Source organism: Mycolicibacterium helvum, assembly GCF_010731895.1.
Classification (GTDB): Bacteria; Actinomycetota; Actinomycetes; order Mycobacteriales; family Mycobacteriaceae; genus Mycobacterium; species Mycobacterium helvum.
This window is the reverse complement of record NZ_AP022596.1, coordinates 4,550,715-4,574,349: the sequence shown is the minus strand read 5'-3', so window position 1 is coordinate 4,574,349 and position 23,635 is coordinate 4,550,715. Positions and strand designations below refer to the sequence as shown.

Genomic DNA, 23,635 nt, shown 5'->3' with positions numbered 1-23,635 from the left:
TCGACGGCTAGCTGCCGGCCGACACCAGCTCTTCGCCGCGCATCCGCTGCGAGATGACCGTGGTGATGCCGTCGCCCTGCATCGTGACGCCGTAGAGCGCGTCGGCGATCTCCATCGTCGGCTTCTGGTGGGTGATGACGATCAGCTGTGACTGCGACCGCAGCTGCTCGAACAACCCGATCAGCCGGCGCAGGTTCACGTCGTCGAGGGCGGCCTCGACCTCGTCCATGACGTAGAACGGCGACGGGCGAGCGCGGAAGATGGCCACCAGCATCGCCACCGCGGTCAGCGACTTCTCGCCGCCGGAAAGCAGCGAGAGCCGCTTGACCTTCTTGCCCGGCGGGCGGGCCTCCACCTCGACGCCGGTGGTGAGCAGATCGTTGGGGTCAGTCAGCAGCAGCCGGCCTTCACCGCCGGGGAACAACGCCGAGAAGACCTGACCGAACTCGCGCTCGACATCGGCGTAGGCCTCGGCGAAGACCTGCAGGATCCGGGTGTCGACGTCGGCGATCACGTCGAGCAGGTCTTTGCGCGCGGCCTTGACGTCCTCGAGCTGGGTGGCCAGGAAGTTGTAGCGCTCCTCCAGCGCCGCAAACTCCTCCAGTGCAAGCGGATTCACCCGGCCGAGCTCGGCCAGTTCCCGTTCGGCCCGTTTGGCGCGGCGCTCCTGACTCGGCCGGTCGAACACCATCGGTGCGGGCGCGGTCACCTGCTCGCCGCGCTCCTTGGCCTGCTCGTACTCGGCCATCTCCAGTTCCGACGGCGGTAACGACACATCAGGCCCGTACTCGGCGATCAGATCGTCGGCGGACATGCCGAACTGCTCGAGCACCATCTGTTCGAGCTGTTCGATGCGCAGGGCGGCCTGTGCCTTGGCCACCTCGTCTCGGTGCAGCGAGTCGGTCAGCGCGGTGATGCGGCTGTTCAGTGTGCTGACTTCTTCGCGCGCGGCGGCCATCGCGGTGGCCCGTTCCTGACGTTCAGCGGCCAGACCGTCGCGGCGGCGGGACGCCGCCGCCACTACACCGGCCAGCTGCTCGGCGACGCGGCGGCCGGACTCGGCCACCGCGGCCGCCACCGCGGCGGCGTGCTCGCGGGCGGCGCGGGCGCGCTGCGCGCGGATCCGCGCCTCCCGCTCGGCCGCCGCGGCGCGGCGCAGCGAATCTGCGCGCCCACGAACGGCATTCGCGCGTTCCTCGGCGGTGCGTACCGCCAGCCGCACCTCCACCTCGACGGCGCGGGCCTCCTCGGCGGCCGCCTGCATGTACTGGCGGTCCAGCGGCTCGTCGTCGACGATGGTCTGGTCGTCTTGTGCTGCGGCCAGCCGGTTCTCGAGCGCGGTGAGCTCTTCGACCGTCTGCAGCCTGCTGGCCTCGAGCTCGCCGCGCTGGGCCAGCTGCCTGCGCCATTCTTCCTCGGCGGCTCGGGCTTCCTGCCCGAGCCGGCCGAGCTGCTCGTAGATCGCCGAGATCGCGGCATCGGATTCGTTGAGCGCAGCCAGGGCCTCTTCCGCGGCGTCCTGACGGTTGCCCTGCTCAGTGAGCGCGCCGGCCAGTGCGGCCGACAACTCGGCAACCTGCGTCTCGGAGGCCGCGAGTTCGGTTATGGCCTTGTCGATTTCGCTGGCGATCTCCAGAGTGCTCGGCTTGCGGTCGGAGCCGCCACTGACCCATCCGGCGCCGACCAGATCACCTTCGAGGGTCACCGCGCGAAGGCTTGGCCGCGTGGCAACCAGATCGAGGGCCGCACCCAGATCCTCGACGACGGCGACATCGGACAGCATCGCGGTCATTGCACCCTGCAGCCGCCCCGGCGCTTCGATCAGATCCAGCGCCCAGGCCGCACCGTCGGGCAACGAACCGAGTTGCCGTGCCGTTATCGGCCAGTCCCCCAACACGATTGCGGCCCGGCCGCCGTCGGCTTCCTTGAGTGCGCGCACCGCGGAACTGGCGGCGGCGGAGTCGTCGGCAGCCACGGCGTCGGCGGCGGCTCCCAATACCGTCGCCAATGCCGCCTCATAACCCGGCCGCACTTTGACCAGCTTGGCGATGGTGCCGAAAAGCCCTGCCCCGCTGTGATTCTGGGTCAACCACGCCGAGCCGTCCTTGCGTTCCAACCCGACCGACAGTGCGTCGATACGGGCCCGCAGCGAGGCCACCTGCCGCTCGGCGGCACGCTCGGCAGACTGCAATTCGGCTACTCGCTCGTCGGCCAGACGCAGTGCGGTGATCGTGCGATCGTGCTGCTCGTCGAGCCCGACCTCGCCTTGATCGAGCTCGCCAACTCGGCCCTGCACGGTCTCGAACTCGGCCCTGGCGTGTTGGGTACGCGCGCCGGCCTCTTCGATCGCGTTGGTCAGCCGCGCCACACCCTCGTCGATGGACTCGACTCGGGCACGCAACGTATCCACCTGCCCCGACAACCGGGCCAACCCCTCGCGGCGGTCGGCTTCGGCGCGCACGGCCGCCATGTGCGCTCGTTCGGCCTCGGTGGCCGCGCGCTCGCGCTCGCCGAGTTCGGCCCGGGCGATCTCCAGCCGGGACTGGGCTTCGGCCAGTTCGGCCAGCAGCTCCTGCTCCCGTGCGGCGACCTCCTCGGCCTCGGCGTCCAGGGCGTCCGGGTCCGGGCCAGTGCTCGCGGTGGGTTCGGCGTCCAGATACTGCGCCCGCTCGCTGGCGATGCGGATCGTGGCGCTGACCCGCTCAGCCAGCGCGGACAGCCGGAACCAGGCCTGCTGGGCGGCGTCGGTGCGCTCGGACAGCGTGGCCACGGCGGCCTCGTGTGCGGTCAGTGCCTCGGTGGCCACCCCAAGGCGGGTGGCGGCCTCGTCGTGTTCGCGTCGCAGCGTGGTCTCGGTGTTGTCGGCCCCGGCGAACTCGGCGCGGCGGACCACCAGATCGTCGGCGGCCAGCCGCAGCCGCGCGTCACGCAGGTCGGCCTGGATGGTCTGGGCCCGCCGCGCCATCTCGGCCTGGCGGCCCAGCGGCTTGAGCTGGCGGCGCAGTTCGGTGGTCAGGTCGGTGAGCCGGGCCAGGTTGGCCGCCATCGAGTCGAGCTTGCGGACCGCCTTTTCCTTGCGCTTGCGGTGCTTGAGCACCCCGGCGGCCTCTTCGATGAAGGCGCGGCGGTCTTCTGGCCGCGACTCAAGGATCTGCGAGAGTCGGCCCTGACCGACGATGACGTGCATCTCGCGGCCGATGCCGGAATCGCTGAGCAGCTCCTGGACGTCCATCAGGCGGCAGCTGCTGCCGTTGATCTCGTACTCGCCGGCGCCGTCGCGGAACATCCGCCGGGTGATCGACACCTCGGAGTATTCGATGGGCAGCGCGTTGTCGGAGTTGTCGATGGTCAGCGTCACCTCGGCGCGCCCGAGCGGTGCCCGCGACGAGGTGCCGGCGAAGATGACGTCTTCCATCTTGCCGCCGCGCAGGGTCTTGGCGCCCTGTTCACCCATCACCCAGGCCAGCGCATCGACGACGTTGGACTTACCAGAACCGTTGGGACCGACCACGCAGGTGATACCCGGCTCGAAGCGCAGAGTCGTCGGCGATGCGAAGGATTTGAAACCCTTCAGCGTCAGACTCTTGAGGTACACGGGGTGCCACCTTACCGGCGGATGAGGTGCTGGTAGCGCAACCGTGCTGCGTGGTTAACGGATGTCTCGGCGGACGTTCATCACCCAGCGGCTGTCATCGGACAGGCGGGGCTGAAGTGACGAATGTTACTTCTGGGGTTTACTTTTCAACGAATCCGCGTAACGGCTCGCCAGGTTCGGTGAAGTCGGCGATCACTTGGTCCACCGATCCGGGCGTCGTTTCGCCCCGCAGCAGCTCCAGCAGCCGCTCGCAATCCGCGCGCGACCCCTGCGCCACGACCAGCACCCGGCCGTCGGGCTGGTTGCTCGCGTAGCCGGTCAGCCCCAGCTCAAGGGCCCTTGAGCGGGTCCACCAGCGGAACCCCACGCCCTGCACATAGCCGTGCACCCAGGCGGTCAGCCGGACGTCAGGCTCGGCCAACGTCGGTCACCTCGAACTGGACCTCGGCGCCGGATTTCAGGGTGCGCCCCACTGTGCACACCTGCTCGATCGCGCGGTTGACCACGACCACCAGGCGTTCCACCTCCTCCGGGGACAGCCCGGACAAGTCGATCTCGAGCTTCTCCTCCAGCAGTGGGTAGCGCTCCTGCTCACGGTCGGCAGGCCCGGAGACCTTGATCACTGCCGGGTAATCGTCGCCGAGGCGGCGGCGCAGCGGCTGGTCGCTGCTCAGCCCGCTGCAGCCGGCCAGCGCGATCTTGAGCAGCTCACCCGGGGTGAAGGCGCCCTCGTCGGTCTCGGAGCCGATCAGCACCTCCGCGCCGCGACTGCTGCGCCCGGTGTAGCGCCGCACGCCGGTACGTTCCACCCACAACTCAGTCATATGTGTCCTTACCTTAGGGAAATCGCCTGCGACGGAAATCGCCTGCGAGGGTGCGCTGAACGTCACTACCGAGGGCGGGGCCGCCCCGGTCGTGGTTGACACCGTGGGCAGTAGAACGAGGAGCGGTTCATGAACTTCTCCCGCCGGATCGCCGTCCCGCAGCGTGGGCAGGGCAGGTCTTCGCGGCCGTAGACGTTCAGCGACCGGTCGAAGTAGCCGGACTGACCGTTGACGTTGACGTACAGCGAGTCAAACGACGTGCCGCCCTGACCCAGCGCCTCGCGCATCACCTCGGTGGCCGCGTCGAGCAGCTCACCGAGCTGGCGGCGGGTCAAGTTGGCGGCCAGCCGCGCGCCGTTGATCTTGGCCCGCCACAGCGACTCGTCGGCGTAGATGTTGCCGACGCCGGAGACGACGGTCTGATCGAGGAGCTGCCGTTTGATCTCGGAGTGCTTGCGGCGCAACACCGTAACGACTGCATCGCGGTCGAAGCGCGGGTCCAGCGGATCACGGGCGATGTGGGCCACCGGCTCGGGCACCCGGCTGCCGTCGACCTCGACCAGGTCGGCCAACTGCCACCCACCGAACGTGCGCTGATCGACGAAACTCACGGTGGTGCCGTCGTCGAGCAGCGCGGCGATCCGCAAGTGGTTGGTGTTAGGGACATCGCCGAGCAGCATCTGCCCACTCATCCCCAGGTGCACGACGAGGGCGGTGTCATCGGCAAGTGTGAGCCACAGGTACTTTCCGCGCCGATCCGTCCCGGTGATGCGCGCGTCGAGCAGCCGTGCGGTCAGGTCGGCGGCGCCGGCCTCATGTCTGCGCACCGCGCGCGGATGGTGCACCCGCACCGCGCTGATCGACTTGCCGGCCACGTGGGCTTGCAGGCCGCGCCGGACGACCTCGACCTCCGGCAGTTCAGGCATCCGGTTCGTGGTCCATGATGGCCTGCCACGCCTTCGCGGCAGCCTTCTGTTCGGCTTCCTTCTTGGAGCGACCAAGCCCGGTGCCGTATTCGGTCTCCCCCACCACGACGGCCGCCGTGAACTGCTTGTCGTGGTCGGGCCCCGTCGAGGTGACGACGTAGGTCGGCGGGCCCAAACCCTTTGACGCGCCGAGCTCTTGGAGACTGGTCTTCCAGTCCAGTCCGGCGCCCAGCGTCGGTGCGGTGTCCAGCAGGTTGCCGAAGAGGCGCAGGATGACCTTGCGTGCGGTGTCGATGCCGTGCTCTAGGTACACCGCGCCCAGCAGTGACTCCATGCCGTCGGCCAGGATGCTGGATTTGTCGGCCCCGCCGGTGTTGAGCTCGCCGCGGCCAAGCAGCAGGTACGCCCCGAGGCCATCGTTGGTGAGGCCGCGCCCGACATCGGCCAGCGCGTGGGTGTTGACGATGCTGGCGCGCAGCTTGGCCAGGTCGCCTTCGGAGCGGTCCGGGTGGCGGTGGAACAGCTCGTCGGTCACCGTCAGGCCCAGCACCGCGTCGCCGAGGAACTCCAGCCGCTCGTTGGTGGGCAGTCCGCCGTGCTCGTAGGCGTAGCTGCGGTGGGTGAGCGCCAGGGTCAGCAACTCTTCGGACATCTCAACGCCCAGGGCGTCCAACAGGTTCGCGCGTGGTGGGCTCACGAAGTGCCCGCCCCCCGCCCGGGGGTGTTCTCCTCGTCCGCGGCAGGAAACATTTTCGCCAGCTTGGCAAAGCGGGGATCGATCTGATCGTGGTCGTGGTCCGGTCCGGCACTGGCCAACGGGACACCGCACTGCGTGCACAACCCGGGGCAGTCCTGCGTGCACAGCGGGGCGAACGGCAGCGCCAGGCCGACGGCGTCGACGATCGACTGTTCGAGGTCGATGGTCTGGTCGACGACGTGGCCGACCTCGTCTTCCTCCGTGGTGGATTCCGTTGCGCTGTCCGGATAGGCGAACAGCTCGGTCAGCGAGATTTCGACATCGCCGGTGACCGGCGTTAGACACCGCGAGCATTCACCGCTGGTCAGCGCATGCACCGTGCCGGTGACCAGCACCCCCTCGGACACCGATTCCAGACGCAAGTCCAGGTTCAGATCGGCACCGCGTTCGATCGCGATCAGGTCCAACCCGATTCGGGACGGACTAGGCACCGTCTCGTGCAACTCGAGCATGGCCCCGGGGCGTCGGCCTAACCGGGAGATGTCGAACACAAGCGGCGATCGCGGTTTGTGCTGGGTTCGGGCACTGCGTGGCGTCGCCATGAATCCAATCTTAAAACCCGGTGCGGCCCGATTCTGCCGGTAGGCGCGGGCCGCGCCGCTCAGCGCTGCGCGTAGTCGTGGGTTCCCGCGGCGGTCCGTAGCTGGTGACGACCCCTGCTGACCGAGCGCAAGGTGCCGTTGAGATAGTCCTCGAACTGGGCGAGTTTGTTGTCGACGTAGATGTCGCACTCACCGCGCAGCCGGTCGGCTTCGGCGTGGGCGGTGTCGATCAGCCGGGTCGATTCGGCGTGCGCCGCCTGCACGACCTCGGTGTCGGAGACCAGCCGCTGCTGTTCCTTGATGCCTTCCTGCACGGCCTTCTCGTAGGACATGTTGCCGCTCTCCACGAGCCGGTCGGCTTCAGCCTTGGCCCTGCTGGTCGCCGCCTCGTACTCCCGCTTGGCGGTCGCCGCCAGGCGGCTGGCCTCCTCGCGGGCCTCGAGTACGGTGCGCTCGCTGTGCTGACGGGCCTCGGCGACCATCCGGTCGGCGTGCGACTTGGCGTCCGCGAGCAGCCGGTCGGCTTCGGCGCGGGCGTGGCTCAGCAGCGAGTCGGCCTCGGCAGTGGAGTTGGACACCATCGAATCGGAGTGCTCTTTAGCCTCCCGCAGCAGCGAATCGCGGGCATCCAGCACGTCCTGGGCATCATCGAGCTCGCCGGGGATGGCGTCCTTGATGTCGTCGATGAGTTCCAGCACGTCGCCGCGCGGGACCACGCAACCAGCCGTCATCGGGACGCCGCGGGCCTCTTCGACAATCGCGCTTAGCTCGTCGAGCGCTTCAAAAACTCGGTACACGGCGCCACCCTCCTGGGCGTAGTTGGTAGTGACTAGTGTGCCTGGTGTTACGCCTGTGACTGTGGTGGCGGGCCGGTGTGTCGGAAAAGACGTTCTTGGCAAGCGCACCGGTCAGAGGGCGTCTCATCGGAGATTATGTCGGGCTGAGGCCCGGATGCGCGGGCAATCGGCGAGTGTGCGACGACATCCGTGCCAGGCGGCGCGCCCTGCGATGAAAGCGCGCGCTCGCGGGAAAATCAGTGGTGCAGCTTGGCCTGCAGGCGGCGGTTCACCGGCTCCGGAAGCAGCGCCGACACGTCACCGCCCAACATCGCCACCTCTTTGGCCAGCGACGACGAGACGAACGAATACTGCGGTGTGGTGGCCACAAAGAACGTGTCGACCCCGGCGATGTGCTTGTTCATCTGGGCCATCTGCAGCTCGTACTCGAAATCGGTGCCGGTGCGCAGACCCTTGACGATCGCGGTGAACCCACGTTGTTTGACGAAGTCGACGACCAGCCCCTGCCCCGACTCGACCCGCAGGTTCGGTAGGTGGGCGGTGGCTTCGGAGATCATCGCGATCCGCTCGTCGATGTCGAACATCCCCTTTTTGTTGGGGTTGATCAGCACCGCGACGATCACCTCGTCGAACTGCGCGGCGGCACGCTCGAAGATGTCGACATGACCCAGCGTCACCGGATCGAACGATCCCGGACACACCGCGCCACTCATGAGCGAAGACGCTAGCAGGCTCGTGTCAGCACTCCGCCAGTTCAACTCGGGTGTCTCCGTAACGGCGCACCGGCCATCCCGTCCAACCCGCCGGCCAGGTGAGTTCAGCCGAGGAGGCCGGACGTTCGACCACGACGACGCTGCCCGGCCCGAGCCAGCCGTGACGCGCCAAACTGGCGAGTATCGCCTCGATCTCGCCGGTGGTCACCGCGTAGGGCGGATCGGCCAGCACCAAGTCCACCGGCTTCTCGGCCCCCGCCGTCAGCACCGCGGCGACCGCACCGCGCCGCACCGTCGCACCGGTCAGCCCGAGGGCCTCGATATTGCGTTTGATGACCGCCGCTGCGCGCGAATCACTCTCGACGAACAGGGCCGATGCCGCACCACGGGACAGCGCTTCGAGCCCCAGCGCACCCGAACCCGCATACAGATCCAGCACCCGCAGATCGTCGAAATCCCGGCGCGCGGCAAGGACATTGAACAACGCCTCGCGAACCCGATCGGTCGTCGGCCGCGTTCCACGCGCGGGCACATCGATGCGCCGGCCACCGGCCGCGCCCCCGACGATGCGGGTCAGGTTGATCCCCCGGTCGCTTCGCTCCTGCCCGCCGAACCTGATCCCCCGGTCGCTTCGCTCCTGCCCGCCGAACCTGATCCCCCGACCACCACCAGCAGATCGCCACCTTCGACCTGGGCGGTGCTGCCGACAGCGACGCGATTGACGGTGCCGGCCTTGGGTGCGGTGATCGCGGCTTCCATCTTCATCGCCTCGATGGTGGCGATGGTCTGGCCGGCGGCCACCTCGTCGCCGACGGCCACCCCGACGGTGACCACGCCGGCGAACGGCGCGGCGACGTGATCGGGGTTGGTTCGGTCGGCCTTCTCGGCGGTCGGCACGGTCTCGGCGATGCTGGTGTCGCGCACCAACACCGGACGCAGTTGCCCGTTGATGATGCACATCACGGTGCGCATCCCGCGCTCGTCGGCATCGGAGATGGCCTCCAACCCGACGATCAGATCGACGCCACGCTCAAGCACGATGCGGTGCTCGTCGCCGTGGCGCAGACCGCAGAGGAACTGATTACCGGAGAGGCCGGACGTGTCGCCGTACTCTTCGCGGTGCGCCTCGAATTCCTTGGTGGGACCGGGGAATAGCAGCCGGTTCAGCGTGGCCTGCCGGGTCGGGCCCGGTTCGCCGAGAATCTTCTCGTCCTCGACCGACAGCGGCTCCTCGGGCTTGGCGGGCCCGCGTCCTTCCAATGCCTTGGTGCGCAACGGCTCCGGCCAGCCGCCGGGTGGGTCGCCCAGCTCGCCACGCAGGAACCCGATCACCGAGTCGGGGATGTCGTAACGCGCGGGGTCTTCAGCGAATTCCTCCGCGGTGATCCCCGCACCGACCAATGCCAGCGCCAGGTCCCCGACCACCTTGCTCGATGGGGTGACTTTGACCAATCTGCCCAAGATCCGGTCGGCCCCGGCGTAGGCGTTCTCGACGTCCTCGAACCGTTCACCGAGTCCCAGCGCAATGGCCTGCGTGCGTAGGTTACTCAGCTGACCGCCGGGGATCTCATGGTGGTAGACCCGTCCGGTCGGCGCGGGCAGACCGGCCTCGAACGGGGCGTACACCCGCCGCAGCAGCTCCCAGTACGGCTCCAGGTCGCACACCGCATTCAGGTCGAGGCCGGTGTCGAACGGCGTGTGTGCCGCTGCGGCGACGATCGCCGACAGCGGCGGCTGGCTGGTGGTACCCGACAACGGCGCCGCGGCCCCGTCGACCGCACTCGCGCCCGCATGCCAGGCCGCGGTGTAGGTGGCCAGCTGGCCGCCAGGGGTGTCGTGGGTGTGCACGTGCACGGGCAGGTCGAAGCGGCTGCGCAGCGCCGACACCAGGGTGGCCGCCGCCGGTGGACGCAGCAGACCGGCCATGTCCTTGATCGCCAGCACGTGCGCGCCGGCATCGACGATCTGCTCGGCCAGCCGCAGCCAGTAGTCCAGCGTGTAGAGCGTCTCAGCAGGGTTGGACAGATCGCCGGTGTAGCTCATCGCGACTTCGGCTACTGCAGAGCCGGTTTGGCGCACCGCGTCGATGGCCGGCCGCATCGACTCGACGTTGTTGAGCGCGTCGAAGATGCGGAAGATGTCGACACCGGTGCGGGTGGCCTCGTCGACGAACGCGTGCGTCACCGCCTCGGGATACGGCGTGTAGCCCACGGTGTTGCGGCCGCGCAGCAGCATCTGCAGACAGACGTTGGGGATCGCCTCGCGCAGCGAGGCCAGCCGCTCCCACGGGTCTTCCTTCAGGAAGCGAAGCGCCACATCGTAAGTCGCACCGCCCCAGCATTCGATCGACAGCAGCTGCGGCATCATCCTGGCGACGTAGGGGGCGACAGCCAGCAGGCCCGACGAACGCACCCGTGTCGCCAGCAGCGACTGGTGAGCGTCGCGGAACGTCGTATCCGTCACGCCGACGCCCGGAGAGTCCTTGAGCCACTGGGCGAATCCCTCTGGGCCCAGTTGCTCGAGGCGCTGCTTGCTACCCGATGGCGGCGTGGTCGACGCGATGTCGATCGGGGGCAGCTTGTCCTGGGGGTAGTACCGGGGACGATCCCGGTAGGGCGAGTTCACCGTCACCTCGGCCAGGTACTTGAGCATCTTGGTTCCGCGGTCGGCTGAGGTGCGCGACGTCAGCAGCTGCGGGCGCTCATCGATGAACGACGTCGTGATGCGGCCGGCCTGGAAGTCCGGATCGTCCAGAACTGCTTGCAGGAACGGGATATTCGTCGACACACCGCGGATCCGGAACTCAGCGACCGCGCGCCTGGCCCTGGCCACGGCGGTGGGAAAGTCACGGCCCCGGCAGGTGAGCTTGACGAGCATCGAATCGAAATGCGCGGCGACCTCGGCACCCAGGTGCGTGCCGCCGTCGAGCCTGATCCCTGCCCCGCCCGGTGAGCGGTAGGTGGTGATGCGGCCGGTGTCGGGCCGGAAGCCGTTGGCCGGATCCTCGGTGGTGATGCGGCATTGCAGCGCGGCGCCGTGCGGTGCGATCGCGTCCTGACTCAGGCCCAGCTCTGCCAGCGTCTCCCCCGCGGCGATCCGCAGCTGCGCCGACACCAGGTCGACATCGGTGATCTCCTCGGTGACGGTGTGCTCCACCTGGATTCGTGGGTTCATCTCGATGAAGACGTGCCGGCCACGCTCGTCGAGGAGGAATTCGACGGTGCCCGCGCAGGTGTATCCGATCTGACGGGCGAACGCGACCGCGTCGGCGCAAATCTTTTCCCGCAGTGCGGGATCCAGGTTCGGCGCGGGGGCCAGTTCGATGACCTTCTGGTGGCGGCGCTGCACACTGCAATCGCGCTCGTAGAGGTGGATGACGTTGCCGTGTGTGTCGGCGAGGATCTGCACCTCGATGTGGCGCGGATTCACCACGGCCTGCTCGAGGAACACCGTCGGATCACCGAACGCCGATTCCGCCTCGCGACTGGCCGCCTCGATGGCCTCGGCCAGCGCGGCCGGGTCACTCACCCGGCGCATCCCCCGCCCGCCGCCACCGGCAACAGCCTTGACGAACACCGGGAAGTGCATGGCCTTGGCGGCTTCTAGTAATTCCTCCACCGACGAGGATGGTTCCGACGAGGCGAGCACCGGCAGGCCAGCCTCACGGGCCGCCGCTATCGCGCGCGCCTTGTTGCCGGTGAGTTCCAGGATCGCGGCGTCGGGCCCGACGAACGTGATACCCGCGGCCGTACAGGCCGCCGCCAGTTCGGGATTCTCCGACAGGAAGCCGTAACCCGGATAGATCGCGTCGGCGCCGGCGGCCTGCGCGGTGGCGACGATCTCGTCGACCGACAGATAGGCCCGCACCGGATGCCCGATGTCGCCGATCTGATACGACTCGTCGGCCTTGAGCCGATGCAGCGAGTTGCGGTCCTCGTACGGATAGATCGCAACCGTGCCGATGCCCATCTCGTAGGCGGCGCGGAAGGCGCGTATCGCGATCTCACCGCGGTTGGCGACAAGGACTTTGGATATCACAGACGGACCCTACCCCCGTTGCCGAAGCGACACGCTTCAGATGAGCGTTGACCAGTAGTTCCAGAACCGAACCAGGATCAGCAGAATAACCGCGGTGAACCAGAGCGCCACAATCGACCAGCGCCAGGTGTGCAGGACCCTGGCGACCGCGTTACCGGCGAGCGGGCGCAACGCTATCGAGGAGACCACGACCAGGAGCGGGATGGTGACCGACCAGACCACCATGCAGTACGGGCACAGCGCGCCGATGCGGTACAGCGTCTGGAAGATCAGCCAGTGGATGAACACGACGGCCAGCGCACTGCCGATCGTCAGGCCCATCCAGTACCACCGGGGCAACCGCACTTTGGCCACCGCGAGCACGCCGGTCACGACGACGACGGCGAAGCCGGCGATGCCGATCAGCGGATTGGGAAAGCCGAAGGCCGACGCCTGCGGAGTGATCATCACTGAGCCGCACGACAGCACCGGGTTGATGCTGCAGCTCGGCACGTAGGCCGGGTTCACCAGGATCTCGATCTTCTCGATCGTCAGGGTGGCCGAGGAGATCAGTCCGATGACTCCGGCGATCAGCACCCACCAGGCGCTGGCCGCCCGCACTGCGACTCCGGCCGGCGCGGCCCCCGTCTGGGCGGGTTCCGTCGGTTCTACCGGGGCCGGGGTCGCCACGCTCATGGCGTCGGTGTCGCCGGGGCGGCCGGTGCCGGTGCCGCGGGCTCAGGAGCAGCAGGAGCAGCGGCAGGATCGGCCGGTGCCCCCGGGGTCGGCGCGGGCTCCAGCCCAGGCACATTGCCGACGACGGCCTTGACCTTGGCGAGCAAGTCCTCGGGCGATGCGGGGCTGATGTCCTGGCCGTTGAGCCGAATGGTCGGCGTTGCCTGGATCTTGGCGGCCTTGGCCAGTCCTTCGACCATGTCGCTGTACTTGCCGGAGTTGATGCACTGCGGCACACCGCCGGCCGCACCGGCCTGGCGGGCGGTCTCGATCAGCGAGTTGTTGTCCGGCGCATTGGCTGAACCTTCGTCAGGCTGCTGGGCGAACAGCGCGCCGTGGAACCGGAGGAATGCGTCCTTGTTTTCGTCGGCGACGCAGTAGGCGGCGTTGGCGGCCCGCGTCGAGTAGTTCTTGTTGATCGGCGAGTTCAGGATGGCGACCATGTAGTAGTCGGTGGCCACCGCACCGCTGTCGACCAGCTTGGTGATGGTCGGGCCGTAGGTCTTCTCGAACTCACGGCAGTGCGGGCACTGGAAGTCCTCATAGAGCGACAGGACGGCCTTGGGCTCGTCGGTGCCGTCCTTCTTGATCAGCGCGCCGGAGCTGATCCGCACCGCCTGGGCGTTGCCGCCGGCCGCCTTCTTGTCGTGGCCCATCACGATGAAGAGCACGAGGCCGACGGCGAAGATCACGACGATCGCGGTCAACCCCAACTGGATGAAGAGGTTGCGCTTGCGATCCTGGGCTTTCAGGTCGTAGCGGGGGGCGCTTTTCTTTTTGGTGGCCACGGGTCGGCTCGTCCTCGCTGTCAAGACTCGGTGTTAGCGCCTCTAGAGTACCGGCGGCGCATTTGGCGCCTGCCGGACGTCGTTCCCCGGGTCGCGCCCGCCGAAAGCTCAGCCGCGGGCCAGGTGGGCGCGCAGCGCCGAGGTCATCTCGGCGTTGCACTGGCTGACCTGGCCACCCAGCGCATTCATGTTCAGGAATGCGTGGGTCATCGGACCCATCCGGCGGGCGTCGACCATGACACCGGCAGCGCGCAGCTTCTCCGCATACTGTTCGCCTTCGTCGCGCAACGGGTCGAACCCGGCAGTGATCACCAGCGCCGGCGACAGGCCGGCCAGATCGTCGGCCAGTAATGGCGAGACGCGCGGATCGGTGGCGTCGAGGCCCGATCCGTCGACATAGGCGTCGGCAAACCAGTCCATATTGCGCTTGGTCAGCAGGAAGCCATCGGCAAACAGGGTGCGCGATGTGGTGGCGCCCCGCAGGTCGGTGACCGGGTAGATCAGCCACTGAAGGGTGGGCTGAGTTACACCGGCGTCGCGTGCCAGCCGGGTCACCACAGCCGCCAGGCACCCCCCGGCGCTGTCACCGCCGACCGCGACGCGATTGGGGTCGGCGCCCAGCTCGGCGGCGTGTTCGCGGGCCCAGAGATAGGCAGCATAGGCATCATCGGAAGCGGCAGGCGCTTTGTGTTCGGGTGCCAGTCGGTAGTCGACGGCCAGCACGTGCACCCCGGCATCGCGGCAGATCAGCCGGCACGCCGAGTCGTGGGTGTCCAGGTCGCCGAAGACGAATCCGCCCCCGTGGAAGAAGACCAGCAGCGGTGCGTCCTCGTCAGCCGGACGGTAATGACGGGCGGGGATGGTCCCGCCCGGTCCGGGGATGGTGATGGGCTCGATCTGAGCGGCGTGGACATCGGGCTCATCGAGGCTGGCGGTGGCTTCCCGGTTCTGCCGGCGGGTGGCGATCGGATTACCGGGTACCGCCAGGCTGCTCATACCGATCGCCCGCTGCGCGACAAGCATCGCCTGGATCGAGGGATCGAGGGTGTTTCCGTCGATGCTGATCGCCCGGCCGCCCGAGATCAGCCGCTTGAGGCCATTCGGCAGCCGCGGGATGAGCTTGACTCCCGCGCGGCTGCTGACCGCCAGCGCACGTCGGGAAAACCGGATTCCTGTCATGCCTGGTCCCCTCACTTCTGGTGTGTGGTCGGCATCGCCGCAGCGTACGGGACCCGCGCTGGCAGCGGTCTGTCAGCCTCCGGCCTGCGGCGTCGCTGACGAACCCGCAAATTTCGGTGCCGGATCGTGACGGCGAGCCGGGCCTGCTCAGCTGACTTATCGCTGTGCGTACTATCGTCATCCCGAAGTCGGTGACTCGACAACCGATCATGCCCGGGTACCGACCTGGACACACTCCTATTCCACAGGCAGGTGACATGACACCGGCGGCCCCGATCCCCACCGTCACGCTCAACGACGACAACACCATCCCGGCGCTGGGCCTCGGCGTCGCCGAGTTGTCCGCCGAGGAGACTGAGAACGCGGTGGCCAGCGCGCTGGAGGCCGGTTATCGGATGATCGACACCGCCGCGGCGTACGGCAACGAGGAAGTCGTCGGCCGCGCTATCGCCGCCTCAGGCATCCCCCGCGACGAGCTGTTCATCACCACCAAGCTCGCCACCGAAGATCAGGGTTTCCAGGCCGCCCAGGACGCCATCAAGGCCAGCCTCGAGCGACTCGGCCTGGATTACGTGGACCTCTACCTGATCCACTGGCCCGCCGAGCAAAACGGCAAGTACATCGACGCCTGGGGCGGCATCATGCGCTCCCGCCAGGACGGCCTCATCAAGTCGATAGGCGTCTCGAACTTCACTCCCGAGCATCTATCGAACATCATCGACCTGAGCTTCTTCCCGCCTGCGGTCAATCAGATCGAACTGCACCCGCTCCTCAATCAGGCCGAGTTGCGCGCGGTGCATGCCGAGCACTCGATCGTCACCGAGGCCTACAGCCCGCTGGGTGTGGGCAAGCTACTGGAGCTCCCTGCAGTCGCTGGAGTGGCCGCCGCACACGGTAAGTCGCCCGCCCAGGTGCTGATCCGCTGGAGCCTGCAACTGGGCAACGTCGTCATCCCCCGCTCGGCTAATCCGGCGCGGATCGCCGAGAACGCCGATGTGTTCGACTTCGAACTCACGCCCGCCGAGATGGAGACTCTCAGTGGGCTCGACGACGGAACCCGATTCCGGCCGAACCCGGAAACTTACACCGGCACTTAGGGTTCCCGCCGTCGACGCCGCAACTCTTAGTCGAGCAGCCAGTCGTTCGGGCTGAACAGCTCGCAGTGCACGCGGCCCGCCGCGATTCCGCGGCCGGTCAGCTGAGAGCGCACCGCCTGCACGAATCCGGCGTTGCCGCAGAGGTAGATCTCAGCGTCATCCGCGATCTCGACACCTCCGAGGTCCATCAGTCCCTCGTGCACCTCGGCGCTGTCGCCGTCGACGTCTTCGGCGTACCACAGCTGCATGCGTGCGCCGGGCAGGATGTCGACCAGCTCCTGGTGCCGCTTGCGCAGCGGATGCGTCTGGCTGCTGCGGTCGGCGTGCAACACCTGCACCGGCGCGGCACATGCCTGCGCGACAAGGTATTCCAGGATCCCGACCATCGGCGTGATACCGATACCGGCGGAGATCAGGACCACCGGCGCCCCGCTGCGGGGTTGCGGCAGGTCACCGAACGGCACGGTGACGTCAAGCAGATCGCCCACCCGGACGCATGCACGGATCCAGCTGGACACCTCGCCGGCCGGGTGCTGCCCGTCGGAGTCCACCGGCTTGACCGCGAAGGTCAGTTCGGTCGCACCCGGCGCATTCACCAGACTGTATTGGCGTAGCTGGCGCGCACCGTCGGGCAACGTGACACCAACCGAAACATATTGCGCGGCAGACCTGTTGGAGATCCCATCAGCGCCGACCGTCAGCAGCACGGTGCCGGACGGATCGTCTTCCCTGGCCGTGACCCGCAGCCGGCGGTAGACATCCCCGTCGTCGACGCCGGCGCCGCGGTAGAGATCATGCTCCATCGCGATCAAGGTGTCGGCCATGATCCAGTACACCCGGTCCCATGCTGCGGCGACGTCCGCGGTCACCGTGTCGGCGCCCAGCACCTCGACGATCGCGGCGAACAGATGCTCGTGCACGATCGGGTACTGCTCAGCGGTAACGCCGAGCGACGCATGCTTGTGGCCGATGCGCGAGAGCAGTTCGCTCGGGTGCGGCAGGTCTGGAGTCACCAGGTGGGTGGCGAAGGTCGCGATCGACGCGGCCAGGGCACGCTGCTGCGCTCCCTGCGCCTGGTTGCCGCGGTTGAACAACGTGCGCAGCAGTTCAGGATGACGACCGAACATCCGGCTGTAGAAATTCACCGTGATCTCGTCCACATGTGCACCGACGAGCGGCAGTGTCGCCCTGATGATCTCGGCGTGGCCCGGCTCCAGTTCCTGCCCGCGGGACGCTTGCGTTGCGGTGGTGGTCATCGGTGATTCCTTTCAGTTGTGAGTTGCAGAACGACCGGCAGCGATCTGCTGCCGACAAGATCGGTGATGGTGTAGCGGTCGAGTTCGGCGTAGAACGCCTCTTTGGCGTCGGCCAGCACCCGGCGCAACCGGCAGGCCGCGATCAATGGGCAGGCCGACTGCCCCGTGCAATCGACGACCTCGCGATCGCCTTCGAGCTGGCGCACCAGCCAGCCCAGCGACACCTCCCGGCCGGTGTCGGTGAGTTCGAGTCCGCCCGCCCGGCCGCGCCTGGCATACACCAGCCCCATCTCGGTCAATCGTGAGACCGCCTTGGCGACGTGGTTCTCCGACGCACCCGCCGCGGCAGCGACCGTTTTAGTGGTGACCCGCTGCTGGCGAGCCTGGCCGGTGGCCAGCAGCATCATGGCCCGCAGCCCCAGGTCGGTGAACCGGGTGAGCTGCATGAATGCGACGGTAGGTTATTCCGCACCCAACATGCGCATTTAGCGGGTGTGGGCTTGAATACTACGAATCGTGCGGATTTTTGACCTGCGGCGACGCACCCGGTTCCAGACGATCAACCCTTGGGACAGCTGGCCGCGGCCTCGCGCAGCTCATCGGCCGAGGCCTGGTCGACCGGCAGCGAGTAGCCGCGCAGCACTGCGGCGAACTGCACCGCGTACTGGCACCAGAACGCATGATTGGGCGGCATCCAGGCACCCGGCGGCTGATCCCCCTTGTCCTGGTTGACCTGCCCTGCCACCGCCAACAGGTTGGCCGGATCGTTCGCGAAGCGAATCCGCATGGCGTCCGGCCAATCTCGCGCCCCCATGTCCCACGCGTAGGCCAGCGGCACCAGGTGGTCGATCTGCACTGCCGCCCCGACTTGCGCACCCCGGGCGAACGGAACCGTGGCACTGGTATACGGATCGTGCAGTACACCGGTGGCGATCGCCTGCGGGCAGCGCTTGATCGAGACGTAGGTCTTGTCGACGAGATCGCGGTCGAGGATGTCGTTGCGGGTGTCGCAGCCGTTGTGCCCACCCGGGGCGGAATTGTTGTCATCCCAGGCGTCGCCGAACGCATCGCGGCGGTAGTCGTATCCCCGCACCCGTTGCGGGACGATCACGATGCCGTCCAGCACATCGGTTCCCGGCGCCACGGTCGGCACGTCGGCGCGCGCGAGCATCCGATCCGGTTCGCTGGTCGAGGACATCACCTGCACGGCGACGACCACCGATAGCGCCGCGATCACCGACAGCCAGATGAGCGGGCGGCGCCTCATGCCTTGTCCAGGTAGTCGATGCGGTCACCGCCGGTGAACTGCCCGGCAAGTATCGTCATCCCCCGGTTGTCGGGATCACGGGCATACATCGCCTGAGCCACTTCCCGCGCATCCACGATGACCTCGAGGTGCTCGGCCAGTGACAGGAAGCGCAGCGTAATCGGTCGACCGGACTGGTTGAGCCCCAACACATCACCCTCGCGGCGCTCCTGCAGATCCAGATCGGCGAGGGCAAACCCGTCCAGAGTGCCCGCCACCGCGGTCAACCGTTCGCCCGCTTTCGACCCTTCCGGAAGTTTCGTCGCCAGCAGGCACAAGCTGGCGTGCGAGCCGCGCCCGATCCGCCCGCGCAGCTGGTGCAGCTGGCTGATGCCGAACCTGTCGGCGTCCATCACCACCATCACCGTCGCGTTCGGAACGTCCACACCCACCTCGATCACGGTGGTGCACACCAGGACATCGATGTCCCCGGCCCGGAACGCGGCCATCACCGCATCCTTCTCGTCGGCGGGCAGCCGGCCGTGCATCAGGCCCAGCCGCAGCCCGGCCAGCGGCCCCTGGCCCAGGTTCTTGAACAACGTCAGCACGGTCTCCGCAGGCGGACCATCAGTTGCGGTAGCGGTTTTGTCGTCCTCGTCGATGCGGGACGCGACGACGTAGGCCTGTCTGCCCTCGCCGATCTCCTCGATGATCCGTTGCCATGCCCGGGCCAACCATTGCGGCTTGTCCCTGATGAAGATCGTGTTGGTGGTGATCGGCTGGCGCCCGCGCGGAAGTTCGCGCATCGTCGAGGTTTCCAGGTCGCCGTACACCGTCAAGGCCACGGTGCGCGGGATCGGCGTCGCCGTCATCACCAGCAGGTGCGGCGTCAAACCGTCAGGTGCCTTGGCTCGCAACCGGTCTCGCTGCTCCACTCCGAACCGGTGCTGTTCGTCGACGACGACGAAACCCAATCGCTGGAACTCCACCGCCTCCTGGAGCAGCGCGTGGGTACCGATCACGATGCCCGCCTCCCCCGCGGCAACCTCGTCGCGCACCTGGCGCTTCTGCGCGGCCGACATCGAACCCGTCAGCAACGCCACCCGGGTGGCACCGTCCTCACCGCCGAGCTGGCCGGCCATCGCCAGCGGCCCGAGGACACTGCGGATCGACTGGGCATGTTGGGCGGCAAGGACTTCCGTCGGGGCCAGCAGCGCGCACTGGTAGCCGGCATCGACCATCTGCAGCATGGCCAGCACCGACACGATCGTCTTGCCAGACCCGACCTCGCCCTGCAACAGCCGATTCATCGGCTTCGTTGTGGCCAATTCAGCGCTGACAACGCCGAGCACCTCACGCTGTCCCGCGGTCAGCTCGAACGGCAACCGCCCCATCATGGCGGCGGCCAACCCGTCGTCGCGGTGCGGTGCGGGTGGGCCGGATTCGCCGAGTTCGCCGTGCCGCCGCTGGGCCAGCGCCCACTGCATCCCGACGGCTTCGTCGAACCTGAGCCGCTCGCGGGCAGCCTCCCGTTCGGGCTCCCTTTCGGCGACGTGAATGTCCCGCAGAGCGGTGCCCTCGGCTATCAGACCACGTTGCGCCACAATCGCTTTCGGCAGCGGATCGGCGATCGGGTCGAGCACCGCCAGCACCTGCTGCACGCACGCGTAGATATCCCAGCTCTGCAGCTTCGAACTGGCCGGATAGATCGGGAAGAAGTCGCGTTCGAACGCCGACATCGCCAGCTCACCGCTCGGCGACGTCGAGGTGTCGGCGATCGTCTTGAGCGATTTGCTGCCGAACACCCGCCCCTTCGGCGACTCCAGCACCAGGAAGTCGGGATGGGTCAGCTGCATATTGCCCTTGAAGAAACCGACCTCCCCGGACAGCATCAGCCGGACGCCCTCGACCAACTCCTTCTTGAGGTACTTGGCGTTGAAGAATGTCGCGGTGACCTTGCGCCGTCCCTTGCCCAGCGTGATCACCAAGTATTCGCGCTTCGGCTGGCGGTTGGTCCACCGGACTTCGGCCTTCTCGATCTCGCCGACCAGAGTGATGTGCTCACCCTCCTCCGGCGGCACCTCGTCTTCGCCCCACACCGACATCCCGTGGATGTATTTGCGGGGATAGTGCCGCAGCAGGTCATCGACGGTGCGGATACCGAACACGTCGTCGAGCAGACCAGCAGCCTTGCCACCCACGACACCGTCGAGCCGGTCGCTGAGGCCGACCATCACTCCACCCCGATCAGCAGTGCGTCGCCGCGGTGCCCGGTGGAATAGGTGGCGAACTCGATACCGGGATGACGGCGGTGGATGTGATCGGCCAATGCGGCGGCAACGGCGGGATCGGTGCCGTCGCCGATCAGCACGGTCACCAACTCACCACCGGCAACCAGCAGCAAGTCGATCAATCCGGTGGCCGCACCGGTGACATCGCCGGCAACCACCAGCACCTCGTCGCCGGCGATGCCAAGGCCGTCACCCGGTTGGCAGGTACCGGCCCATGTCAGTGCCTGCTCGGTGGCGGTGCGCACCGAACCGTGCCGTGCCGCGGCCGCCGCCTTGGCCATCGAGAAACCGTCGTCTACGGCGTGGCGGCTCGGGTCGTGCACGGCGAGTGCGGCCAGCCCCTGCACCATGGATCCGGTAGGCAGCGCGACAACGTCGATACCCCAACCGATTCCGGCTGTGCAGCCGGAGACCAGCTCCTCGGCCGCTACGTAACCGTTGGGCAGCACCATCACCTGGGCGGCGCCGGTGTCGACGAGCGCGCGCACGAGTTCTCGGGCAGTGATGCCGTTGGCCGGGTCGGCCAGCGCGGCCTCCGGACGCAGCACGCAGGCACCCTCCTGCTCGAAAAGCTCTGCGGCGCCGTCGCCGTCGACGACGGCCAGCACCGCCCGTTCGCGACTCCAACTGCCCGGCGAGACCCGGGCCGGGCCGGCACTCAACACCGAGATCTGAATGTGGCTCACCACACCGGCAGCCAGCCCGGCTTCCACCGCGGCGCCGGCGTCGTCGGTGTGAACGTGTATCGAGTGGCGATCCGCATCCGCTGAGGCGGCGATCGCCACCGAATCGCCGAGTTGCTCCAACCGGGTACGCAACGGATCCAGCGCGCCGGCGTCACAGCCCGCGAGCAGATACATCACCTCGAATTGCGGCGGGCATTGGGACTGGGTGCGGCGGTGACCATGCTCCAGCCGCGGCGGCCCCGGCTCGTAGGCATCACGGTGGGGCGCATGGCCGGTGACGGTGGCGGTCAGTGCATCGATGAGAACCAGGAATCCGCGCCCGCCGGCATCGACCACACCCGCCTCGGCCAGCGCGTCGAGCTGATCGGGTGTGCGATCCAGTGCCGCGACTCCCGCCTCGCCGGCGGCGGCCAGCGCCTCGGCCAGTTCCGCGCCGTCGGCGGCGCAGTGCTGGATCGCTTCGGCGACCGCCTGCAGTACCGACACGATGGTGCCGGCCACCAGCTGACCGCCCATCGACGACACCACCAGCCCGACGGCGTGCCGCAGCGCAGCCCCGAGCAGAACCGCATCGATATCGGCGAGGGATCCGCCGGTGTCGTCGGCCGCTGATGCCGTCACGTCGGCCAGCCCGCGCAGGATCTGCGACAGGATCACTCCGGAGTTTCCGCGGGCGCCGTGCAGGGCACCTTCGGACAGGGCGGCCGCCATCAGGGCGACGTCACCGGAACCCTCCACCGATTTCGCCGCGTCCAGCGCCGCGCGCATGGTGAAGAGCAGGTTCGTGCCGGTGTCGGCGTCGGCCACCGGGAACACGTTGAGCCGGTTGATCTCGTCGGTGTGAGCGATCAGATCGCCGACGGCGGTGTGAGCCCAATCACGCAGGGCCGATGCGTCCAGCCGCCGGTCCGGCATCGGCACCTCCTCGCGATCCCTGACACACCCCACGGCTCCGTCGCGCCAGCCTAACCAGTCCACCCGACAGTTCGATGGCAGCGGCAGTCACAACTGCGTGATGTTACGATCACCGCAGGTCAGGGACGCTTGCGCGGTCGAGAGAAGTCAGGGTGGCGGACCATTTTGGCGTTCGGTTCACCGGACGGCTATCCTGGTCAGGTTGTCGGGTCACCCGTTTCGGTCGTTGGCCCCCAGGAACACGTTCGATAGAGGAGTTCTACATGGCTGCCGTGTGCGACGTCTGCGGAAAGGGCCCCGGCTTCGGCAAGTCGGTGTCGCATTCCCATCGCCGGACCAGCCGTCGCTGGAACCCGAACATCCAGACCGTGCACGCCGTGAGCCGTCCCGGCGGCAACAAGCAGCGCATCAACGTCTGCACGTCCTGCCTGAAGGCCGGCAAGGTCACCCGCGGCTAACTTCTTTCTTTCGTCCGCCCAAACCGACGTTTGGGCGGCAAAGATCGAGACAACCCCGCCACAACGTCGATCTCGGCGTTGGTTAGGGCAGCCGCCAGTCAATCGGCTCAGCACCCATCCCGGTCAACAGTTCGTTGGCCCGGCTGAATGGTCGCGAGCCGAAGAATCCCCGCGACGCCGACAACGGCGACGGATGCGGTGATTCGATCGCCATACAGCGGCTGCCGTCAACCCCTGAGGCGCCGCCCCCCAGCATCGGCTTGAGTGTCGACGCATCGCGCCCCCACAGGATCGCCACCATCGGCTGATCGCGGGCGACCAGTGCCCGGATGGCGCATTCGGTGACCGCTTCCCAGCCCTTTCCCCGGTGCGACGCCGGGGTGCCCGGCGCGACGGTCAGCACCCTGTTCAGCAGCATGACGCCGCGCTGCGACCACGGCGTGAGGTCACCGTTGGACGGCGCCGGGTAGCCGAGATCGGCGGTGTATTCGCTGAAGATGTTGGACAAGCTGCGCGGTAACGGCCGCACGTCGGGGGCCACCGAGAAACTCAGGCCCACCGCATGCCCCGGCGTCGGGTACGGGTCCTGGCCGACGATCAGCACCCGCACCTCGGTGAACGGGAAGGTGAAGGCGCGCAGCACGTTCGGCCCGGCCGGCAGGTAGCGTCGGCCGGCGGCGATCTCAGCACGCAGGAACTGCCCCATCTGCGAGACCTGCTCGCTGACCGGAGCCAGTGCCTGCGCCCAACCCTCATCGATGAGTTCGGTCAGCGGCCGCGCGGTGGAAGTCACGCACGTCAACCTAACGGGTG

At 67.7% G+C, this 23,635-nt stretch carries 21 protein-coding genes; 2 read left to right on the top strand and 19 right to left on the bottom strand.

Annotated features, from left to right (window positions below; genetic code table 11):
* Positions 1-7: 7 nt before the first annotated feature.
* The 13 genes from smc to G6N38_RS21420 form a co-directional block, all read right to left on the bottom strand.
* Positions 8-3,595: a chromosome segregation protein SMC gene (smc, locus tag G6N38_RS21480; RefSeq protein ID WP_163750033.1), complete on the bottom strand. Its 3,588-nt coding sequence runs from the start codon at positions 3,593-3,595 to the stop codon at positions 8-10.
* 139 nt (positions 3,596-3,734) lie between these two features.
* Entirely contained in the window at positions 3,735-4,016 is a 282-nt protein-coding gene (locus G6N38_RS21475; protein ID WP_163750032.1) for an acylphosphatase, read from the bottom strand.
* Positions 4,003-4,419, bottom strand: coding sequence for an OsmC family protein (locus G6N38_RS21470; RefSeq protein ID WP_163750031.1), 417 nt, complete (start codon positions 4,417-4,419; stop codon positions 4,003-4,005). Before G6N38_RS21470 ends, G6N38_RS21475 begins: the two co-directional genes overlap by 14 nt.
* A gap of 65 nt (positions 4,420-4,484) precedes the next feature.
* Positions 4,485-5,345 (bottom strand): bifunctional DNA-formamidopyrimidine glycosylase/DNA-(apurinic or apyrimidinic site) lyase, encoded by an 861-nt coding sequence (gene mutM, locus G6N38_RS21465; protein ID WP_163750030.1) that lies wholly within the window; start codon positions 5,343-5,345, stop codon positions 4,485-4,487.
* Positions 5,338-5,997, bottom strand: a complete 660-nt coding sequence (gene rnc / locus G6N38_RS21460) for a ribonuclease III (protein ID WP_407663008.1) — start codon at positions 5,995-5,997, stop codon at positions 5,338-5,340. Before rnc ends, mutM begins: the two co-directional genes overlap by 8 nt.
* A 41-nt stretch (positions 5,998-6,038) precedes the next feature.
* Complete coding sequence (locus G6N38_RS21455) at positions 6,039-6,644, bottom strand: YceD family protein (RefSeq protein WP_163750028.1); 606 nt, start codon at positions 6,642-6,644, stop codon at positions 6,039-6,041.
* Positions 6,645-6,703: 59 nt separating this feature from the next.
* Complete coding sequence (sepIVA, locus tag G6N38_RS21450) at positions 6,704-7,441, bottom strand: cell division protein SepIVA (RefSeq protein WP_163750027.1); 738 nt, start codon at positions 7,439-7,441, stop codon at positions 6,704-6,706.
* A gap of 236 nt (positions 7,442-7,677) precedes the next feature.
* A complete protein-coding gene (gene coaD / locus G6N38_RS21445) occupies positions 7,678-8,154 on the bottom strand; it encodes a pantetheine-phosphate adenylyltransferase (protein ID WP_163750026.1) in 477 nt (158 codons plus the stop codon).
* 25 nt (positions 8,155-8,179) lie between these two features.
* Complete coding sequence (rsmD, locus tag G6N38_RS21440) at positions 8,180-8,731, bottom strand: 16S rRNA (guanine(966)-N(2))-methyltransferase RsmD (protein WP_163752223.1); 552 nt, start codon at positions 8,729-8,731, stop codon at positions 8,180-8,182.
* Complete coding sequence (locus G6N38_RS21435; RefSeq protein WP_163750025.1) at positions 8,728-12,192, bottom strand: pyruvate carboxylase; 3,465 nt, start codon at positions 12,190-12,192, stop codon at positions 8,728-8,730. Before G6N38_RS21435 ends, rsmD begins: the two co-directional genes overlap by 4 nt.
* Positions 12,193-12,228: 36 nt before the next feature.
* Positions 12,229-12,867 carry a vitamin K epoxide reductase family protein gene (locus G6N38_RS21430; RefSeq protein ID WP_163750024.1) on the bottom strand — a complete coding sequence of 213 codons (639 nt, stop codon included), beginning with the start codon at positions 12,865-12,867 and terminating at the stop codon, positions 12,229-12,231.
* Positions 12,864-13,694 carry a DsbA family protein gene (locus G6N38_RS21425; RefSeq protein WP_163750023.1) on the bottom strand — a complete coding sequence of 277 codons (831 nt, stop codon included), beginning with the start codon at positions 13,692-13,694 and terminating at the stop codon, positions 12,864-12,866. The genes G6N38_RS21430 and G6N38_RS21425 overlap by 4 nt, the downstream gene beginning before the upstream one ends.
* A 108-nt stretch (positions 13,695-13,802) precedes the next feature.
* Complete coding sequence (locus G6N38_RS21420) at positions 13,803-14,873, bottom strand: alpha/beta hydrolase (protein ID WP_163750022.1); 1,071 nt, start codon at positions 14,871-14,873, stop codon at positions 13,803-13,805.
* Between the two features lie 257 nt (positions 14,874-15,130).
* On the opposite strand from G6N38_RS21420, the gene G6N38_RS21415 reads away from it, so the two are divergent.
* The gene (locus G6N38_RS21415; protein WP_163750021.1) at positions 15,131-15,970 is read left to right on the top strand and encodes an aldo/keto reductase; all 840 of its coding nucleotides are present in this window, start codon (positions 15,131-15,133) and stop codon (positions 15,968-15,970) included.
* A gap of 26 nt (positions 15,971-15,996) precedes the next feature.
* Here the strand turns inward: G6N38_RS21415 and G6N38_RS21410 are convergent, their stop codons facing one another.
* From G6N38_RS21410 to G6N38_RS21390, 5 genes are all read right to left on the bottom strand, one after another.
* Entirely contained in the window at positions 15,997-17,226 is a 1,230-nt protein-coding gene (locus G6N38_RS21410) for a globin domain-containing protein (protein WP_163750020.1), read from the bottom strand.
* Entirely contained in the window at positions 17,223-17,672 is a 450-nt protein-coding gene (locus G6N38_RS21405) for an RrF2 family transcriptional regulator (RefSeq protein WP_163750019.1), read from the bottom strand. Before G6N38_RS21405 ends, G6N38_RS21410 begins: the two co-directional genes overlap by 4 nt.
* 113 nt (positions 17,673-17,785) lie before the next feature.
* Positions 17,786-18,493 (bottom strand): HNH endonuclease family protein, encoded by a 708-nt coding sequence (locus G6N38_RS21400; RefSeq protein ID WP_163750018.1) that lies wholly within the window; start codon positions 18,491-18,493, stop codon positions 17,786-17,788.
* Positions 18,490-20,706, bottom strand: coding sequence for an ATP-dependent DNA helicase RecG (gene recG / locus G6N38_RS21395; RefSeq protein ID WP_163750017.1), 2,217 nt, complete (start codon positions 20,704-20,706; stop codon positions 18,490-18,492). The genes G6N38_RS21400 and recG overlap by 4 nt, the downstream gene beginning before the upstream one ends.
* Complete coding sequence (locus G6N38_RS21390; protein ID WP_163750016.1) at positions 20,706-22,364, bottom strand: fatty acid kinase ATP-binding subunit FakA; 1,659 nt, start codon at positions 22,362-22,364, stop codon at positions 20,706-20,708. Before G6N38_RS21390 ends, recG begins: the two co-directional genes overlap by 1 nt.
* A gap of 263 nt (positions 22,365-22,627) precedes the next feature.
* Between G6N38_RS21390 and rpmB the strand changes: the two genes are divergently transcribed.
* Positions 22,628-22,822: a 50S ribosomal protein L28 gene (gene rpmB, locus G6N38_RS21385; RefSeq protein WP_108056421.1), complete on the top strand. Its 195-nt coding sequence runs from the start codon at positions 22,628-22,630 to the stop codon at positions 22,820-22,822.
* 82 nt (positions 22,823-22,904) lie between these two features.
* On the opposite strand, the gene G6N38_RS21380 is transcribed toward rpmB, so the two are convergent.
* Positions 22,905-23,615 carry a uracil-DNA glycosylase gene (locus G6N38_RS21380; RefSeq protein WP_163750015.1) on the bottom strand — a complete coding sequence of 237 codons (711 nt, stop codon included), beginning with the start codon at positions 23,613-23,615 and terminating at the stop codon, positions 22,905-22,907.
* Between the last annotated feature and the right edge of the window lie 20 nt (positions 23,616-23,635).

Bases quoted from the DNA above. Each gene is read 5' to 3' on its own strand.
- G6N38_RS21470 (WP_163750031.1), bottom strand. From the start codon at position 4,419: ATGACTGAGTTGTGGGTGGAACGTACCGGCGTGCGGCGCTACACCGGG.
- mutM (WP_163750030.1), bottom strand. From the start codon at position 5,345: ATGCCTGAACTGCCGGAGGTCGAGGTCGTCCGGCGCGGCCTGCAAGCC.
- rnc (WP_407663008.1), bottom strand. From the start codon at position 5,997: ATGTCCGAAGAGTTGCTGACCCTGGCGCTCACCCACCGCAGCTACGCC.
- G6N38_RS21455 (WP_163750028.1), bottom strand. From the start codon at position 6,644: ATGGCGACGCCACGCAGTGCCCGAACCCAGCACAAACCGCGATCGCCG.
- coaD (WP_163750026.1), bottom strand. From the start codon at position 8,154: ATGAGTGGCGCGGTGTGTCCGGGATCGTTCGATCCGGTGACGCTGGGT.
- G6N38_RS21430 (WP_163750024.1), bottom strand. From the start codon at position 12,867: ATGAGCGTGGCGACCCCGGCCCCGGTAGAACCGACGGAACCCGCCCAG.
- G6N38_RS21420 (WP_163750022.1), bottom strand. From the start codon at position 14,873: ATGACAGGAATCCGGTTTTCCCGACGTGCGCTGGCGGTCAGCAGCCGC.
- G6N38_RS21415 (WP_163750021.1), top strand. From the start codon at position 15,131: ATGACACCGGCGGCCCCGATCCCCACCGTCACGCTCAACGACGACAAC.
- G6N38_RS21410 (WP_163750020.1), bottom strand. From the start codon at position 17,226: ATGACCACCACCGCAACGCAAGCGTCCCGCGGGCAGGAACTGGAGCCG.
- G6N38_RS21405 (WP_163750019.1), bottom strand. From the start codon at position 17,672: ATGCAGCTCACCCGGTTCACCGACCTGGGGCTGCGGGCCATGATGCTG.
- G6N38_RS21400 (WP_163750018.1), bottom strand. From the start codon at position 18,493: ATGAGGCGCCGCCCGCTCATCTGGCTGTCGGTGATCGCGGCGCTATCG.
- recG (WP_163750017.1), bottom strand. From the start codon at position 20,706: ATGGTCGGCCTCAGCGACCGGCTCGACGGTGTCGTGGGTGGCAAGGCT.
- G6N38_RS21390 (WP_163750016.1), bottom strand. From the start codon at position 22,364: ATGCCGGACCGGCGGCTGGACGCATCGGCCCTGCGTGATTGGGCTCAC.
- rpmB (WP_108056421.1), top strand. From the start codon at position 22,628: ATGGCTGCCGTGTGCGACGTCTGCGGAAAGGGCCCCGGCTTCGGCAAG.